The sequence below is a fragment of the Pseudomonas sp. W2-17 genome (genome assembly GCF_041060445.1).
Taxonomy (GTDB): domain Bacteria; phylum Pseudomonadota; class Gammaproteobacteria; order Pseudomonadales; family Pseudomonadaceae; genus Aquipseudomonas.
The window spans coordinates 1-14,876 of the sequence record NZ_JAUFNS010000041.1 but is presented as its reverse complement, the minus strand read 5'-3'; the positions used below and the strand labels follow the sequence as shown (position 1 = coordinate 14,876).

Sequence of the window (14,876 nt, the reverse complement as noted above, 5' to 3'; positions counted from 1 at the left end):
GCCTATGCTTGGAAAGAGCAGGTGGTCAGTGACGCCGAAAAATTTCATCTAAACAGCAGGTCCGGGAGTTGAACCCCCTATACGGCGCACAGTCCATGCACTACATCCCAAGGGGGAACATCGATGAATGACTTATCAAAAGCTTCAGGGCTGAGGCGTTTCACTTCCATCATTGCAGGGATCTTTGCCCTGTTTCTGGTGGTTGGCGGTATCTGGCTGCTCTCATTGGGCGGCTCTTTTTATTATCTGTTCCTGGGCGTCGCGCTGCTGGTGTTCGCCGTCCTGTTGTGGCGACGTTCCGCTGCATCGCTCTGGCTTTACGGCGCGCTGATGCTGATCACCGTGGTCTGGGGCCTGTGGGAAGCCGGCACGGACTTCTGGGCGCTGGTGCCGCGTTTCGACATCCTCGGGGTGTTGGGTCTGTGGCTGCTGATCCCGGGGGTCACCCGTGACATTCCGGAGCGTCTGAAGCCGGGCAAAACCTTTTTATCCGCGACATTGGCCCTGGCAATCGTGGTGATGGTTTATTCCATCTTCAACGACCCGCAGGAAATCAACGGCAGCATGGCGACGGCGCAACCGGCGCAGCATCAGCCTGTCGAAGGCATCGCCAACGGCGACTGGCCGGCTTACGGCCGCACGCAGTCGGGCACGCGCTATTCCCCGCTGACCCAGATCAACGAAGGCAACGTCAAAGATCTTCAGGTGGCCTGGACCTTCAACAGCGGTGAATCGAAAACCGCCAATGACTCCGGCGAGACCACTAACGAGCTGACGCCGATCAAGGTTGGCGACAACATGTACATCTGCACCACCCACCAGATCCTGGTGGCGCTGGACCCGGCCACCGGCAAAGAGAAGTGGAGATTCGATCCCAAGCTCAAATCCGATCCGTCCTTCCAGCACTTGACCTGCCGTGGCGTCGCGTACTTCGATCAGGCTGACACCACTCAGTTTGCGAAAAGCCTGGAAGGCACCCAACCGGTCGCCACCCGTTGCCCGCGCAAGGTGTTCCTGCCGGTCAACGACGGTCGCCTTTTCGCCATCAACGCCGACAACGGAACACCGTGCGCCGACTTCGCCAAAAACGGCGAGCTGGACCTGCTGCACTTGCAGCCCTACCCGTATCCGGGCGGCCTCGAACCCACCTCCCCGCCTGTCGTGACCGGCACCACCGTGATCATCGGCGGCTCGGTGACCGATAACCTGTCGGTGCACGAGCCATCCGGCGCGATCCGTGGCTACGACGTCAACACTGGCGCGTTGAAATGGATCTTCGACACGGGCGCGGAAGACCCGAACGCGATTCCGGGCGACGGCAAAACCCTGGTCAACAACTCGCCAAACGCCTGGGCTCCGCTGGCCTATGACGCGAAAACCGACGTGGTCTACGTGCCAACCGGCAACCCGACGCCCGACATCTGGGGCGGCAACCGCACTCCGGTGATGGAGCGTTACGCCAGCTCGATCGTCGCGATGAACGGTTCCACCGGCAAACTGGTGTGGAGCTTCCAGACCACTCACCACGACTTGTGGGACATGGACGTACCGGCCCAGCCTACCCTGGCTGACGTGAAAACCGGCAGCGGCGAAGCCGTCCCTGCGGTGTACGTGCCGACCAAAGCCGGCAACCTGTTCGTGCTGGACCGTCGCGACGGCAAGCCAATCGTGCCAGTCCATGAAATGCAGGTGCCTGCCGGTGAAGCGGCGCCCGGCGATCGGGTCAGCCCGACCCAGCCGCGCTCGGACCTCAACCTGACTTCCGTTCAAACCCTTTCCGACAAGGAGATGTGGGGCGCGACGATGTTTGACCAACTGGTCTGCCGCGTGATCTTCAAGCAGCTGTCCTACAACGGCCAGTACACGCCGCCATCCGAGCAAGGGACGCTGGTGTTCCCGGGTAACCTGGGTGTCTTCGAATGGGGGGGTATCTCGGTGAACGCTGACCGTCAGGTTGCGTTGATGAACCCGATGGCCCTGCCGTTCGTGTCCAAGCTGATTCCCCGTGGCCCGAACAACCCGCTGTGGCCTAAAGAGGGTGCCACCGGCAGCGGTACCGAAATGGGCATTCAGCCTCAGTACGGCGTGCCTTACGGCGTGGAAATCAACGCCTTCCTGTCGCCACTCGGCCTGCCGTGCAAAGAGCCGGCGTGGGGCTATGTTGCCGGCGTGGACATGAAGACCCACGACGTGGTCTGGCGCAAACGCATCGGCACCATCCGCGACAGCCTGAAAGGCATCCAACTGCCGCCGCTGAAAATCGGTGTGCCAATGCTGGGTGGTCCGATTTCCACGGCCGGCAACCTGATGTTCATCGCCGGTACGCAGGACAACTACCTGCGCGCCTTCAACGTCACCAACGGTGATCTGCTGTGGGAAGCACGCCTCCCAGCAGGCGGTCAGGCCACCCCGATGACCTATGAGAGCAATGGCAAGCAGTACATTGTGATCATGGCTGGCGGGCATGGCTCGTTTGGTACCAAGATGGGCGACTCGTTGATCGCGTACGCCCTGCCGTCGAAATAATCAGCGGCTGAGCGGTAAAAGAAAAGCCCGAGTGATCGGGCTTTTTTTTCGCTCTTTTTTTGCCCCGCTGGCACCACGGCTTCGTGAGTGGTACTTCTTGGGCAACCCATTCGAGATTTCTCCATGAATCCCAATCCGCCAATCGATAATGCACTGCGCGTCGCGCTGGTCACAGGATCGACCTCCGGTATCGGCGCGGCCATTGCTCGTACCCTGAGCCGGGCGGGTTATGCGGTGGTCCTCCATTCGCGAAACTCTGCGGACACAGGTCGCGCTATGGCTGCCGAAATGAAACAGGCGGTCTACGTGCAAGCTGACCTTGCCGTTGAAGCTGACAGGGTCAGGCTCGTTAAGGAGGCAATCGCCGCGTGGGGTCAGCTCGACGTACTGGTCAATAACGCCGGCATCAGCAGAGTGATTCCGCACAGCGATCTTGCCTCGGTCACTTCGGCGGTGTGGCACGAACTTAACGAGATCAATGTGGTGGCGCCGTTCCATCTCGTCGCATTGGCCGAATCGGCATTACGCGATGCCGCTCGCTACCGTCGAGCAGGTAGTGTCGTAAATATCAGTTCCCATGCGGGTGTCCGGCCCAAGGGCGCATCCATTCCCTACGCGGTGAGCAAAGCTGCGCTCAATCACATGACCCGCCTGCTGGCGGTGTCACTGGGGCCAGACATTCGCGTAAATGCTGTCGCACCTGGCCTGATCGACACGCCGCTGACCGCAGAGTGGACGGATGCTCAGGCGTTGTGGCGAGATCGCGCACCAATGCGCAGGGCAGCCAGCCCGGACGACATTGCCAACGCCGTTGTCATGTTGGTTGATTCAGACTACTTGACCGGGGAGATATTGCTGTCAGACGGCGGATTAAATCTGACCTAGGATCAGCGCTCTGCGCAGGGCCGGCGGGAGCTTCGGCTGACCATGATCCTGATGGCTTCAAGGCCAGACCAACAAAAAAAGCCAGGGCATGGTACTCACCTGTCTCCAGATGAACACCACGACCTGGCCTCGGGGACTGCGAGAGAGTTCGGCTCCTGGTCATATTGATGACTGACGCCGACGCCTTACTCGGTCTTGATCACACCCGTCATCGCCGTATAACGACTCTGCGGGTTCTTGAGCTTGTCGAGCACCTCATCCGGCGTGGACTCGCGGAACACCACCATGTGCCCCACCTCCTCGCCGCCCTCGGTGACCCGCTCGATGTCGTTGATCATCCAGGTTTTCAGCTCGTCCACGCTGATCCCCAGCTGTTCGGCAACCTGACCGTGGAAGCGCTCTGCGTCGTATTGATTGAATTCGTCGTGGTTCATGGCCTTGGCCTCCTTTAGCGGGTGTAAGTCTGAGGCCGCAGCGGGTCGGCACAGTTCCGTCGGAACTTGACGCGCGGTGCCTGACCGCTCGATTGATAGTGCTCACACCGGCCCTTTCCCGGCTGAAGCCGGTCCCACTAAAAACATCGCGCTCGACTTGTAGGACTGGCTTTAGCCAGGAAAGCGCCGGGCGTCACACCGCAAGATTGAAAGTGTTAATACCGGCCCCTTCCCGGCTGAAGCCGGTCCCACGAAAAGCAATGCAGTCCCACAGGCACACCGCGGAGCCATAGTGGGACCGGCTTCAGCCGGGAAGGCGTCATGCGTCACGCCATACCAATCCGAACCGTCACACCGCAGACCAGCAACTGACAAACCGACCTCCGCCTTCAGCCATCGGCATGCGACAATCACGCACCGAACACCGTCGGCCCTTTTACGGTCTGACGTTGAGACTTTCCCTGCGGATGAACCCGATGATCAATGCCCTCGTATTTTTCGCAACCGCGATCGGCATGGAAGGTTTTGCCGTGTTTGCGCACAAGTACATCATGCACGGTTGGGGCTGGGGCTGGCATAAGTCGCACCATGAGCCGAGAACCGGCTGGTTCGAGAAGAACGATCTGTACGCCGTGGTCTTCGCCGGCTTCGCCATCGTGCTGATCGCGCTGGGCACCGCAGGCGCCCATCCCCTGGAGTGGATCGGCGCGGGCATGACCGCTTACGGTTTTCTGTATTTCGTTGCCCACGACGGTCTGGTGCACAAGCGCTGGCCGTTCAAGTACGTGCCGCGCAATGGCTACCTCAAGCGCCTGTATCAGGCGCATCTGATGCATCACGCGGTGTCGGGCAAGGAGCGCTGCGTGTCGTTCGGCTTTCTCTATGCGCCGAGCGTCACTCGATTGCGCGCCCAGCTTCGACGCTTGCATGACGGCCCGTTGCACAAGTCCGACCCGGACGTTGCCAAAGGTTCGCAGGTCGCACCGGCCACTGCCGACCTCGAGACGCGGTAGCCTTCCACGCCCCCAGCAGCACCAGACGCAGCTTGTCCAGCTTGCTGGTCGAGACCCGCGCATCCCACGCCCGGGCGCCGCGCTTCCTGACCTTCACGCCGATCTCCCGATAGACGCATCCCGCCGTCGCCACCGCCCAGGCCGATCGCCACGGCAGCGCGGTCAGGCCGGCATTGGCGCTCTCGTAATACGGCTCGGCCATGTCCACCAAGCGCTTCGCCAGCACCGCTACTGCCGGACGGTATTCCGGGGCTGCAAGGCGATCATGGGGAATGCCCAACTCATCCAGCCAGTCCCCTGGCAAGTAGCAGCGCCCCACCGAGGCATCTTCGACGATGTCCCGGGCGATGTTGGTGAGCTGAAACGCCAGACCCAGATCACAGGCGCGGTCGAGGGTCGCCTCGTCACTCACGCCCATGATCTGCGCCATCATCAAGCCCACCACGCCGGCCACGTGATAGCAGTACTCCAGCGTGTCGTCGATGCGCCGATATTCGCGCTGGCTGACGTCCATCGCGAAGCCATCCAGATGTTGCAGGGCATAACGCTGCTCGATGCCATGGCGCAGAACAACCTCCCTGAACGCCTCGAACGCCGGACTGTGGGTCGGCGTGCCGGCGTAGACGGCGTGGGTCTGGGCGATCAGCCGTTGCAGTCGTTCGGTGACTTCCTGCTGACTGACCACCGTCGCCGAATGCCCCGCTTCCTGACCGTCAATGACGTCGTCGCAATGCCGGCACCACGCATAGAGCATCACCGCACTGCGACGGGTCACCGGGTCAAACAGGCGTGACGCCGCCGCGAAGCTTTTCGAGCCGACTTCGATGCTCTGGGTGGCGTGGTCGAGCAGCGCCTGATCGGCGACGCTCATGAGTGCAGGTCCTCCAGCATCAGCCCGGCCGTGGCTTTGGCCGAACCGATGACACCTGGCACGCCGGCGCCCGGGTGCGTGCCGGCGCCGACCAGGTACAGATTGCTCAGGCTCGCGTCGCGGTTATGGGGGCGGAACCATGCGCTCTGGCGCAGGATCGGCTCAAGTGAAAACGCCGAACCCAGGTGCGCATTGAGCTCTCCCTTGAAATCCTGCGGCGTGAAGATGCGGCTGGTGACCAAGTCCTCGCGCAGACCCGGCATGTAGTGCTTTTCCAGGTACTCGAAAATGCGGTCGCGATAACGCGGCCCTTCCACTTCCCAGTCGATATCGGCATTGCCCAGGTGCGGCACCGGCGACAGCACGTAATGGCTGGAACAGCCCGGTGGCGCCAGGCTCGGGTCAGTGATGCAGGGCGCGTGCAGGTACAGCGAGAAATCTTCGGCCAGCGCTGCGCCCTTGAAAATCTCCTGGATCAGCGCCTTGTAGCGCGGGCCGAAGCACACGGTGTGGTGCTGCAACTGTGGCTGCGGGCGCTTGAGCCCGAAGTGGATGACGAACAGCGAATTGCTGAAGCGCTTGCCCTTCAATCGCGCCCCTTCCTTGACCCCGCGCGGATGGCCGCCAAGCAAATCGGCATAGGTGTGCATGACATCGGCGTTGGAGGCCACGCAGTCGGCATTGATCTGCCGACCATCCTTGAGCCGCACGCCGGTCACCCGCTGCGCACTGGTTTCAATGCTGGCGACATCGGCGTTGAGCTCGACACGCCCGCCGATGTCTTCGAACAGCTTGACCATGCCCTGCACCAACGCGCCGGTCCCGCCCTTCGGGAACCACACGCCCCACTGGCGTTCAAGGGCGTGAATCAGCGTGTAAATGGAGGACGTCGCAAACGGATTACCCCCGACCAGCAGCGAGTGAAAGGAAAACGCCTGACGCAGTTTGTCGTCCTCGATGAACTGCGACACCATCGAATACACGCTGCGCCACGCCTGCAACTTCGCCAACTGCGGCCCGGCCTGAACCATGTCGCGGAAGGACAGAAACGGCACGGCGCCAAGCTTCAGATAACCCTCCTGAAACACCGCTTTCGAGTACGCCAGGAAGCGCTGGTAACCCGCGACGTCTTTGGGATTCATCGCGGCGATCTGGGTGTCCAGAGACTGCTGATCGTTGGCGTAATCGAACTTCGTCCCGTCTTCCCAGCACAGGCGATAGAACGGCGACACTGGCAGCAAGTCGACGTAATCCTTGATGGATTTGCCGGCGGCGGTGAACAGCTCTTCGATGGCCGTCGGGTCGGTGATCACCGTCGGCCCTGCGTCGAAGGTGAAGCCCTGATCTTCGTAGACGTAGGCACGGCCGCCGGGCTTGTCGCGTTTTTCCAGCAGCGTGGTCTGCACGCCCGCCGCCTGAAGCCGGATGGCCAGGGCCAGGCCGCCGAAACCGGCACCAATCACAATTGCGGTTTTTGCTTGGGTCATGTCAATTCTCATGATGCTTAGCCAGGTAATGCTTGGGTAAGTAACGGGCAGCGGCCGTGACAGCCTCGTTGACCGGCACGGGCGGTTTGCCGGTCAGCACGCGCAGCTTGTCGGTCAGGGTGCTGCGGCCTGCGTAGAAACGGCTGATCAGGCCTTCGGACAGGCCATAGAACCGCTGCATCACCTGCCAGCGATTGGACGGCCGTCCGGCCAGAAACAACATGCGGTTGAGCAGCCGATAGAAACGCTGGGAGTGCCAGGCTTCCTGCGCGATGGCGCGAATGCCCGCGTCCAGTGACTCGGCGTCCAGCGTGGGTTGAGCAGCGATCCACTCCGCCAGCCGCACGGCATGGGGCAGCGAATAGCCGGTGGTGCAATGAAACAGCCCGGCGCGCAAACCGGATCGCGGCTGCCCCCCCGCCTCACGCCAGAACCCAGCGAAATCCCCGGCCAGGGTGATCGGCAGCACGCCCTGCTCTTCGCGCAGGCACTCGGCAATCTCCCAGCCATGAACGGCGGCGTAGTCGGCGATGTGCTGACGAAGCTGCTCGGCGGAAAACGAGTGGTGATCCACGTAATGGGTGTCTTCGATCAGCAGGGTGTCAACCGAAAAAGGCAGCACGTAGACGAAGCGGTAGCCCTCACTCTGCGCGACACGGGCGTCCATGATGATCGGCGCGGTCAGGCCGTGGGGCGCCTTCAAGCGCAGCAATTGACCCAGAAACGCCTGCTGCCCCAACACCATGTGCGCCGTGGCCTGCACGCCGCGGCCGTCGATCACCGCGCTGGCCTGAAGCCGCTCGCCGCTGTCCAGCACGACGGTGTTCGGGGTCAGTTCGGTGATGCGTCGGCCGGTCAGCAGCGTATCACCCAAGGCGGGCTCGATGACCTCGGCAAAGCGTTCCGACGTGATGCTGGCATAGCCACTGTTCAGCCGCCGCGAGCGTTGCGGGAAGTGCACGTCATAGGTCGCCCAGCGCTGCACCACCAGCGGCTGCAGCCATTCATGCTGCTCGGCGCTGAGGTCGCCCTCGTGATAGGACCAGGTGTGGTTGCCTCCCAGGTGCGCCTGTTCTTCGATGCACAGCACGGACAGCTCCGGCCGCAGCTGTTTGAGGCGCCAGGCGATCAGCCCGTTCGCCAGTCCGCCGCCGGCGAGGATCAAGTCATGCGTCATGGCAACTGCCTCGCCAGCACCGGCTCGCCCGTGCGCACCACGGCTTCGACAATGTCGGCGGCGCGAGACGTGCCGCCGGCTTGGGCCAGCTCGGCTGCCAGGCGATCAAAAGGTTCAGTGGACAGCCCGCGCAGTTGCGTCAGTCGTTCGCGAATCTGCCCTGCCCCGGCGCCGCGCCGCAGTTGCAGGCCAATCCCGGCGTGGGTGACGCGCGAGGCCACGCCCGGCTGATCGAAAGCAATGGGCATGACCAGCATCGGCGTGCGCGCGACGATGGCGTCCATCACCGTATTCAAGCCGCCATGGGTCACCACCGCGTCAGCGTGTTGCAGCGCCCATTGTTGCGGCGCGAAGTCGGTCACCCAGCTCGCGCCGGCCTTGATCAGCCGCTGCTCTTGCCGGCCGTCGAGCCCGCCGCAATGGGCCACCAGCAACTGCGCGTTCAATTGTCGGCTGGCCGTGGTGATGCGCTTGAACATGTCAAAACGACTGCCCTGCAGCGTGCCGAGGCTGGCGAAGATGAACGGCCGGTCAGGGTCAATCGACCACCCGCCCTGTTGTTCGGCTTGAGGCGCCCGCAGCGGCCCGACGGCGTGAAAATTGACAGGCGGATGCTGGCGGGGGAAATCGAAACCGGGAATCGTCTGGCTGATCTGCGCGTAGGGTGAAAGGCATTCATGCAACCCGTCGCGGGGCTCGATGGCCAGTCGGCGTGACGCATCACGCAGCACCTTGCTCAACGGCCCCATCAACCAGTCGTACACCTTGCGGCTGCCTTCGAACATATGCTGACTGCGTTCATCGGTGGCGTAGGCAAAGGGCATCACCGGCAGCGGCAGTTGCGGCTCGCGGTTGACCGGCAAGGCGCAGGCCACCGAAACATACGGCAAGCCCAACCCTTCGGCGACCATCCCGCCCGCCGCTTCCATCTGATCGCAGAGCAAGGCCTCGATCTGCCGCACCGCCAGCGCAGACGGCAGCTCGGCGCACAGCATGCGGGTGGTGTCGCACAGGTCGCGGATCACCCGGCGCAGGCGCAGCGGATTATTCGAACAGGCGGCACGACGCAGCGCCGCCTCGAGGCTGCCGGGCGGATGACTAAGGGCGCCGAGGGCATGAAAGCCGATGCGCGGGTCGGTCAGCCAGCGCCGTGCATCGGCCTGCTGGAAAAAGGTCACCTGATGACCGCGGTCGATCAACGTCCCGGCCAACGCCTGAAACCCTTGAAAGTGGCTGTAGAACGCCGGCGCTACAACGGCAAAATGCGTCATGAGAGCAACGTCTGCAAGGTGTTGGGCGCCAGCAACCGGGCGCTGCGCAATGCGCGAAGGTCCGCTGAACCGGTGCAGAAACAGGCAATACGCAGCTGGCGGATGACAATGTCGAAGTGTTCGATCACCGCAGCCGTCGACAGGGTCGCGTTGCGCAGCACGCCCGCCGCCTGACCTACAACATCCGCGCCCAGACGAATGGCCTTGGCCACGTCGATGCCATTGTGAATGCCACCGGAAGCAATCAGCGGCGTGTCCGGCAAGGCCTGGCGAACCATGGCCAGGCTCACGGCGGTGGGGATGCCCCACTGAGCGAACGCCAGGGCGACTTCCCGATCGGCCGGGTTTTCGACGCGCTCGGCCTCGACCGCGGCCCAACTGGTGCCGCCGAGCCCGGCGATGTCCAGCACGTGCACCCCGGCTTGCACCAGCGCCAGTGCGACATCGACAGACAGGCCCGCGCCCACTTCCTTCACCACCACCGGCACGCCGACATCCAGCACCACGCGATGAATAGCGTCGAGAATGCCCTGCCAGCGTCGGTCGCCGCCGGCCTGAACCGCTTCCTGCAAGGGATTCAGATGAATGATCAACGCATTGGCCTGAAGCATGTCGACCGCACGGCGGGCCATGTCCAGGCCGTCAGGCTCGATCAGTTGCGCGGCGCCGATGTTGCCCAGCAGCGCGATGTCCGGCGCCAGACGCCGCAACTCGCGGGTCAGGCCCTGATCACCGCCGCTTCGCAGGGCCACCCGCTGGGAGCCGACCCCCATGGCGATGCCCAGCTCCTGGGCGGCTTCGGCCAGATGACGGTTGATCGCGGTGGCCCGGTCGGCCCCGCCGGTCATGGAACTGATGAGCAGCGGCGCGCGCAAGGCAATGCCCAGCAGTGAGCTGCTGACGTCCACGTCGTCCAGATTCAACTCCGGCAGCGCACAGTGTTCGAAGCGGATATCGTCCAGTCCGGAGAAGGAGGAACGCACGCTGGCGCGTCGGTCCAGCACGATATCGAGGTGATCGTCTTTGCGACGACCCATATCGCTGTGAGTCATACTCGCTCCCTGCAGCTGAATTATTGAACGGGCTATACGGTCTTCTGCATACGCAATCTTGTACAAAACCGATTTTCCTGTACAACTTTGCCGTATCTTGAGGCATTAAGAAACAGCAGTCGTTCCGTGATGGCCGGTCTCGCACGCCGAACCGCTCCGCGATGAACAGTTTTACCGCTAAAGCATAGGGAAAGACCGATGGCAGGTAACCTCGACACAACAATCAAATCGGGCTTTGCCGGGCGACTGGGAGACGTTCGGGCGGCCATCGAAACGCGGCTCTCCGAGCTGCTGCCCGAGTCCGGCAACGAGCGCGACCTGGTGGCGCTGGCCATGCGTGAATCGACTTTGGCACCGGGCAAGCGCATGCGCCCGGTGCTGTTGGTGCTCGCTGCCGAAGGACTGGTTGAGGACGACCGCGAAAACAGCCGCACGATCAGGCGACAGGCCGTGGACCTGGGCTGCGCCGTCGAGATGATTCACGCCGCATCGCTGGTGCTCGACGACATGCCGTGCATGGACAACGCGTCGCTGCGGCGCGGTCAGCCCACGGTTCACCTGAAGTTTGGTGAGGACGTGGCAATTCTGACCGCCATCGCCCTGCTCAGCCGCGCGTTCGGCGTGGTGGCGACCATCAGTGATCTGGCCGCCACCACCCGCACCGACCTGGTCGAAGTGCTGGCCAATACGGTCGGCATGCAGGGCCTGGTGCGCGGGCAGTTTCAGGACCTGCGCGACGGCCAGCATAGCCGCGACGCGGACGAGATCGCGCTGACCAACAACCTGAAAACCGGCGTTTTATTCGGCGCAATCATGGACATGGCGTGGCTGATCAGCGGCGCCCGGGGAGACCAGCGGCCGCTGCTGCAGAATTTCGCCATGGAGCTGGGCCAGGCTTTCCAGATGTACGACGATCTGCGCGACCGCTGCGCCGACAGCGACAAGGATCAAGGCAAGGACGACGGCAAGTCGACCTTCGTTTCGCTGTACGGCGAGGACAAGGTCAGGCGCCAACTGGTGCTGCACCTGTCCAGCGCCGAGCAGGCCCTGCGTGAGGTCTACGGCGATGCCTCGACCATCGCCGGCTACCTGCGGCTGATCTTCGAGAAAGCGGCGGTCAACGGCTAGCCGACTGCGAACCCAGTTTTGCGATGGCCTGCTTGAGCTGTTCGCCGTCGGAGTAGCGCTCCTGGCGGATGACCGCGCCGTTTTTCAGCGTCAGCCACTGCACGGTGTCGCGGTCGCCGTCGTACGCCGAGGCGACACGGGCGTCGCGGTCCAGCAGGATGCGGTACTTGGCCGAGCGCATCGCAGGGACCGCCACCATCTTCACCAGCGACGGCATCTTCTCGATGTCCGCCACGTACACCACGTGGCGCTGCTCCAGGTAACCTTCGGGACCCTCTTCAAGTGCGGCATTGACCATTTTCGCCGCTGACATGCTGCGGGCGATCAACAGCACCTGGGCCTGGTCGTCCAGCGTGTAGGCCTTGTCGAACTGGTCGAGCAGCGTCCATTTGGCGATCGGCTGGGGCGCGTCCTGAGCGAAGGCATTGAGACTGAGAAACAGAGCGAGGGCCGCAAATTGCCGCATGGTGTAAATCCCTTTAGCAGGAAAGATTGAACATGAATAAGCGTCGGGAATAAGGACTGGCCTGCCCGCGCGAATCACCCTTTTTGGAGCCAATAATGGCTTAACAAATGAAGCGTGCGCCAATTTACCAGCAAGCGGTCCGGCCGGTCCGCCTGTTATGGGTTTTGCAGGTGATTTATCCGGGATAACCCTATAGGCTCGGCACCACTCGCGCCCACCGCCATTTTCCGGACACTCAATGAACCTTCAGCAGCGCAACAACGTGCACGTCATGGGTGACGGCCGGGCGACCCTGATTTTTTCCCACGGATTTGGTTGCGATCAGGCCATGTGGCGCTTGATAAGCCCCCATTACGCCGACCGCTTCAACGTCGTACTTTACGATCTGGTGGGCGCTGGCAATTCGGCCATCCAGGCCTACGACCCCGACAAATACGCCACGCTGAACGGCTACGCCGACGACCTCACCGAACTCGTCCGCACATTCGGCACAGGCCCGGTGATCATCGTCGGCCACTCGGTCAGCGCAATGATTGGCGTATTGGCGGACCGACAGACCCCCGGGCTGATCGCCGCCCACGTGATGATCGGCCCCTCCCCTTGCTACGTGGACTCCGGCGATTACGTCGGCGGCTTCTCCGAAGAGGACGTGCATTCGCTCCTCGATACCCTCGACAGCAACTACCTTGGCTGGTCGAGCACCATGGCCCCGGTGATCATGGGCGCACCGGGTCAACCGGCGCTGGGCGAAGAGCTGACCAACAGTTTCTGCCGCACTGACCCGGAGATCGCCAAGCAGTTTGCCCGCGTCACGTTTCTCTCGGACAACCGCAAGGACGTCGCCGGCCTGACCACGCCGACGCTGATCCTGCAATCGACCGACGACCTCATCGCCCCGGTTGCCGTCGGTGAATACCTGCACGCCGCGTTGCCCAACAGCACCCTGAAGCTGGTCGATAACGTCGGCCACTGCCCACACTTGAGTGCGCCCGCCGCCTGTTCCGATGCGATCGATGCGTTCCTCGGGCGGTGGGTCAGCCTCAATGCCGACTGATTTCGCGGCAGCAGCGGACGTCGTCGAACTGTTCGAAGGCGCGCCGTGCGGTCTGATGGTCACCGACGAAGACGGCCGGATCCTGCGCGCCAACCGCACGTTCTGCGACTGGCTGGGCTACACCGGCGACGAGCTGAGCGGCAGGCTGTTCCAGAACCTGCTCACGGTCGGCGGGCGCATCTTCCATCAGACCCACTGGGCGCCGTTGATGCGCCTGCAGGGTTCGGTGGCGGAGGTCAAGTTGAGCATCGTTCATCGCGACCGTCGCCAGATCATCATGCTGCTCAACGGCGTGCGCCGGGAGCATGAAGGCAAGGTCTACAACGAGCTGGCGTTTTTCGGCACCGCTGACCGAGACAAATACGAGCGCGAGCTGCTCAAGGCACGCAAGGCGGCGGAAGAGCTGTTGCAGGAAAAAACCGCCGCTGAGGCTGCGTTGCGTCAGGCTCAGGCGGAACTCAGCGAGGCTTACGAAACCGCTCAGCGGCGGGCGACGTTTGCCGAACAGATGGTGGCGATCGTCAGCCACGACCTGAAGAACCCCCTCACCGCGATCAAGATGGCCACCGACCTGCTCGCTCGCGGTGAACGCACGGCCCAGGAAGCCCGGCTGTTCAAGCACGTCGGCGATTCGGTGCAGCGCGCCACCCGGATGATCGCCGACCTGCTCGACCTGACGGTGATCCGGGTCGGGCGCGGCATCAGCGTCAACCCCACGGAAGTCGATCTGCACACCTTCATCGGCCATTGCGTTGATGAGCTGCGTGTTGCTTTCCCCCGCGCGGAGATGGCGCACTGCTCGGATGGCACGGGGCTCGTGGCGCTGGATAACGATCGTCTGTTTCAGGTGATCGGCAACCTCACGGCGAACAGCGTGGCCTATGGGGACATTGCCAGACCGGTGACCATTACGTCAGCGCTGGAGAACGGGACGGTGGCGATTGCCGTGCATAACTTCGGCCCGGTCATTCCCGAAGCGCAGCGCACCCGTCTGTTCGAGCCGCTGACTCGCGGTGTAGATGTTGACGCCGAGCTGCGAAGCGTGGGGTTGGGGTTGTTTATCGTCCGCGAGATCGCCCGGGCCCATGGGGGTGATGTGTCCGTGGTCTCCGACGCGGTGGAAGGCACGACCTTCACGGTGAGACTTCCGCGGTATTCCGGTCAAGCGGTGGCGTCCGGGGATTGAGCATTCACTGTAGGACTGGCTTTAGCCGGGAAGACGTCGGCAGTCACGCTGCAGAATTGATGTCGTTCGCATCGGCCTCTTCCCGGCTGAAGCCGGTCCCACTAATCGACCGCGTACCATCGTAGGACCGGCTTTAGCCGGGAAGGCGTCGGCAGTCACGCTGCAGAATTGATGGTGCTCACACTGGCGTCTTCCCGGCTGAAGCCGGTCCCACTCAGACTGTGTGAAAACCTAGCCAACCTGCCTCAGATCTAAGAAAATGCCCCGCATCGAAAGATGCGGGGCATTTTCTTATGGCGTACATCCAGGGCGAATCTCGAAACCAG

The 14,876-nt window shown here is 62.7% G+C and carries 13 protein-coding genes; 6 read left to right on the top strand and 7 right to left on the bottom strand.

Annotated features, from left to right (window positions below):
- Positions 1-123: 123 nt before the first annotated feature.
- Both QWI20_RS26910 and QWI20_RS26905 read left to right on the top strand, forming a co-directional pair.
- Complete coding sequence (locus QWI20_RS26910; RefSeq protein ID WP_369308002.1) at positions 124-2,526, top strand: glucose/quinate/shikimate family membrane-bound PQQ-dependent dehydrogenase; 2,403 nt, start codon at positions 124-126, stop codon at positions 2,524-2,526.
- 123 nt (positions 2,527-2,649) lie between these two features.
- The gene (locus tag QWI20_RS26905; protein ID WP_369308001.1) at positions 2,650-3,411 is read left to right on the top strand and encodes an SDR family NAD(P)-dependent oxidoreductase; all 762 of its coding nucleotides are present in this window, start codon (positions 2,650-2,652) and stop codon (positions 3,409-3,411) included.
- A 185-nt stretch (positions 3,412-3,596) separates the two neighbouring features.
- On the opposite strand, the gene QWI20_RS26900 is transcribed toward QWI20_RS26905, so the two are convergent.
- Positions 3,597-3,845 (bottom strand): hypothetical protein, encoded by a 249-nt coding sequence (locus tag QWI20_RS26900; RefSeq protein WP_369308000.1) that lies wholly within the window; start codon positions 3,843-3,845, stop codon positions 3,597-3,599.
- A gap of 467 nt (positions 3,846-4,312) precedes the next feature.
- Between QWI20_RS26900 and QWI20_RS26895 the strand changes: the two genes are divergently transcribed.
- Entirely contained in the window at positions 4,313-4,858 is a 546-nt protein-coding gene (locus QWI20_RS26895; protein ID WP_369308018.1) for a sterol desaturase family protein, read from the top strand.
- Here QWI20_RS26895 and crtB read toward each other — a convergent pair.
- The 5 genes from crtB to fni are packed head-to-tail and all read right to left on the bottom strand — an operon-like array spanning position 4,740 to position 10,716.
- Entirely contained in the window at positions 4,740-5,729 is a 990-nt protein-coding gene (gene crtB / locus QWI20_RS26890) for a 15-cis-phytoene synthase CrtB (protein ID WP_369307999.1), read from the bottom strand. The genes QWI20_RS26895 and crtB overlap by 119 nt on opposite strands.
- Entirely contained in the window at positions 5,726-7,216 is a 1,491-nt protein-coding gene (locus QWI20_RS26885) for a phytoene desaturase (protein ID WP_369307998.1), read from the bottom strand. The genes crtB and QWI20_RS26885 overlap by 4 nt, the downstream gene beginning before the upstream one ends.
- A 1-nt stretch (position 7,217) precedes the next feature.
- Entirely contained in the window at positions 7,218-8,393 is a 1,176-nt protein-coding gene (gene crtY / locus QWI20_RS26880) for a lycopene beta-cyclase CrtY (protein ID WP_369307997.1), read from the bottom strand.
- The gene (locus QWI20_RS26875) at positions 8,390-9,664 is read right to left on the bottom strand and encodes a glycosyltransferase (protein WP_369307996.1); all 1,275 of its coding nucleotides are present in this window, start codon (positions 9,662-9,664) and stop codon (positions 8,390-8,392) included. The genes crtY and QWI20_RS26875 overlap by 4 nt, the downstream gene beginning before the upstream one ends.
- Positions 9,661-10,716 carry a type 2 isopentenyl-diphosphate Delta-isomerase gene (fni, locus tag QWI20_RS26870; RefSeq protein WP_369307995.1) on the bottom strand — a complete coding sequence of 352 codons (1,056 nt, stop codon included), beginning with the start codon at positions 10,714-10,716 and terminating at the stop codon, positions 9,661-9,663. Before fni ends, QWI20_RS26875 begins: the two co-directional genes overlap by 4 nt.
- A 198-nt stretch (positions 10,717-10,914) precedes the next feature.
- Between fni and QWI20_RS26865 the strand changes: the two genes are divergently transcribed.
- Complete coding sequence (locus QWI20_RS26865; protein WP_369307994.1) at positions 10,915-11,844, top strand: polyprenyl synthetase family protein; 930 nt, start codon at positions 10,915-10,917, stop codon at positions 11,842-11,844.
- On the opposite strand, the gene QWI20_RS26860 is transcribed toward QWI20_RS26865, so the two are convergent.
- Positions 11,834-12,310 (bottom strand): hypothetical protein, encoded by a 477-nt coding sequence (locus tag QWI20_RS26860; protein WP_369307993.1) that lies wholly within the window; start codon positions 12,308-12,310, stop codon positions 11,834-11,836. The two genes, QWI20_RS26865 and QWI20_RS26860, sit on opposite strands and share 11 nt — an antisense overlap.
- Positions 12,311-12,548: 238 nt before the next feature.
- On the opposite strand from QWI20_RS26860, the gene QWI20_RS26855 reads away from it, so the two are divergent.
- On the top strand, positions 12,549-13,364 hold the full coding sequence (locus QWI20_RS26855) for an alpha/beta fold hydrolase (protein ID WP_369307992.1): 816 nt from the start codon (positions 12,549-12,551) through the stop codon (positions 13,362-13,364).
- Positions 13,354-14,550 carry an ATP-binding protein gene (locus tag QWI20_RS26850; protein WP_369307991.1) on the top strand — a complete coding sequence of 399 codons (1,197 nt, stop codon included), beginning with the start codon at positions 13,354-13,356 and terminating at the stop codon, positions 14,548-14,550. Before QWI20_RS26855 ends, QWI20_RS26850 begins: the two co-directional genes overlap by 11 nt.
- The last annotated feature ends 326 nt before the right edge of the window (positions 14,551-14,876 follow it).

What these genes read in the sequence shown, in the direction of transcription:
- QWI20_RS26895 (WP_369308018.1), top strand. Translation starts at nt 4,313, where the DNA reads ATGAACCCGATGATCAATGCCCTCGTATTTTTCGCAACCGCGATCGGC.
- QWI20_RS26910 (WP_369308002.1), top strand. Translation starts at nt 124, where the DNA reads ATGAATGACTTATCAAAAGCTTCAGGGCTGAGGCGTTTCACTTCCATC.
- QWI20_RS26860 (WP_369307993.1), bottom strand. Translation starts at nt 12,310, where the DNA reads ATGCGGCAATTTGCGGCCCTCGCTCTGTTTCTCAGTCTCAATGCCTTC.
- QWI20_RS26865 (WP_369307994.1), top strand. Translation starts at nt 10,915, where the DNA reads ATGGCAGGTAACCTCGACACAACAATCAAATCGGGCTTTGCCGGGCGA.
- fni (WP_369307995.1), bottom strand. Translation starts at nt 10,716, where the DNA reads ATGACTCACAGCGATATGGGTCGTCGCAAAGACGATCACCTCGATATC.
- crtB (WP_369307999.1), bottom strand. Translation starts at nt 5,729, where the DNA reads ATGAGCGTCGCCGATCAGGCGCTGCTCGACCACGCCACCCAGAGCATC.
- QWI20_RS26875 (WP_369307996.1), bottom strand. Translation starts at nt 9,664, where the DNA reads ATGACGCATTTTGCCGTTGTAGCGCCGGCGTTCTACAGCCACTTTCAA.
- QWI20_RS26850 (WP_369307991.1), top strand. Translation starts at nt 13,354, where the DNA reads ATGCCGACTGATTTCGCGGCAGCAGCGGACGTCGTCGAACTGTTCGAA.
- QWI20_RS26905 (WP_369308001.1), top strand. Translation starts at nt 2,650, where the DNA reads ATGAATCCCAATCCGCCAATCGATAATGCACTGCGCGTCGCGCTGGTC.
- crtY (WP_369307997.1), bottom strand. Translation starts at nt 8,393, where the DNA reads ATGACGCATGACTTGATCCTCGCCGGCGGCGGACTGGCGAACGGGCTG.
- QWI20_RS26885 (WP_369307998.1), bottom strand. Translation starts at nt 7,216, where the DNA reads ATGACCCAAGCAAAAACCGCAATTGTGATTGGTGCCGGTTTCGGCGGC.
- QWI20_RS26900 (WP_369308000.1), bottom strand. Translation starts at nt 3,845, where the DNA reads ATGAACCACGACGAATTCAATCAATACGACGCAGAGCGCTTCCACGGT.
- QWI20_RS26855 (WP_369307992.1), top strand. Translation starts at nt 12,549, where the DNA reads ATGAACCTTCAGCAGCGCAACAACGTGCACGTCATGGGTGACGGCCGG.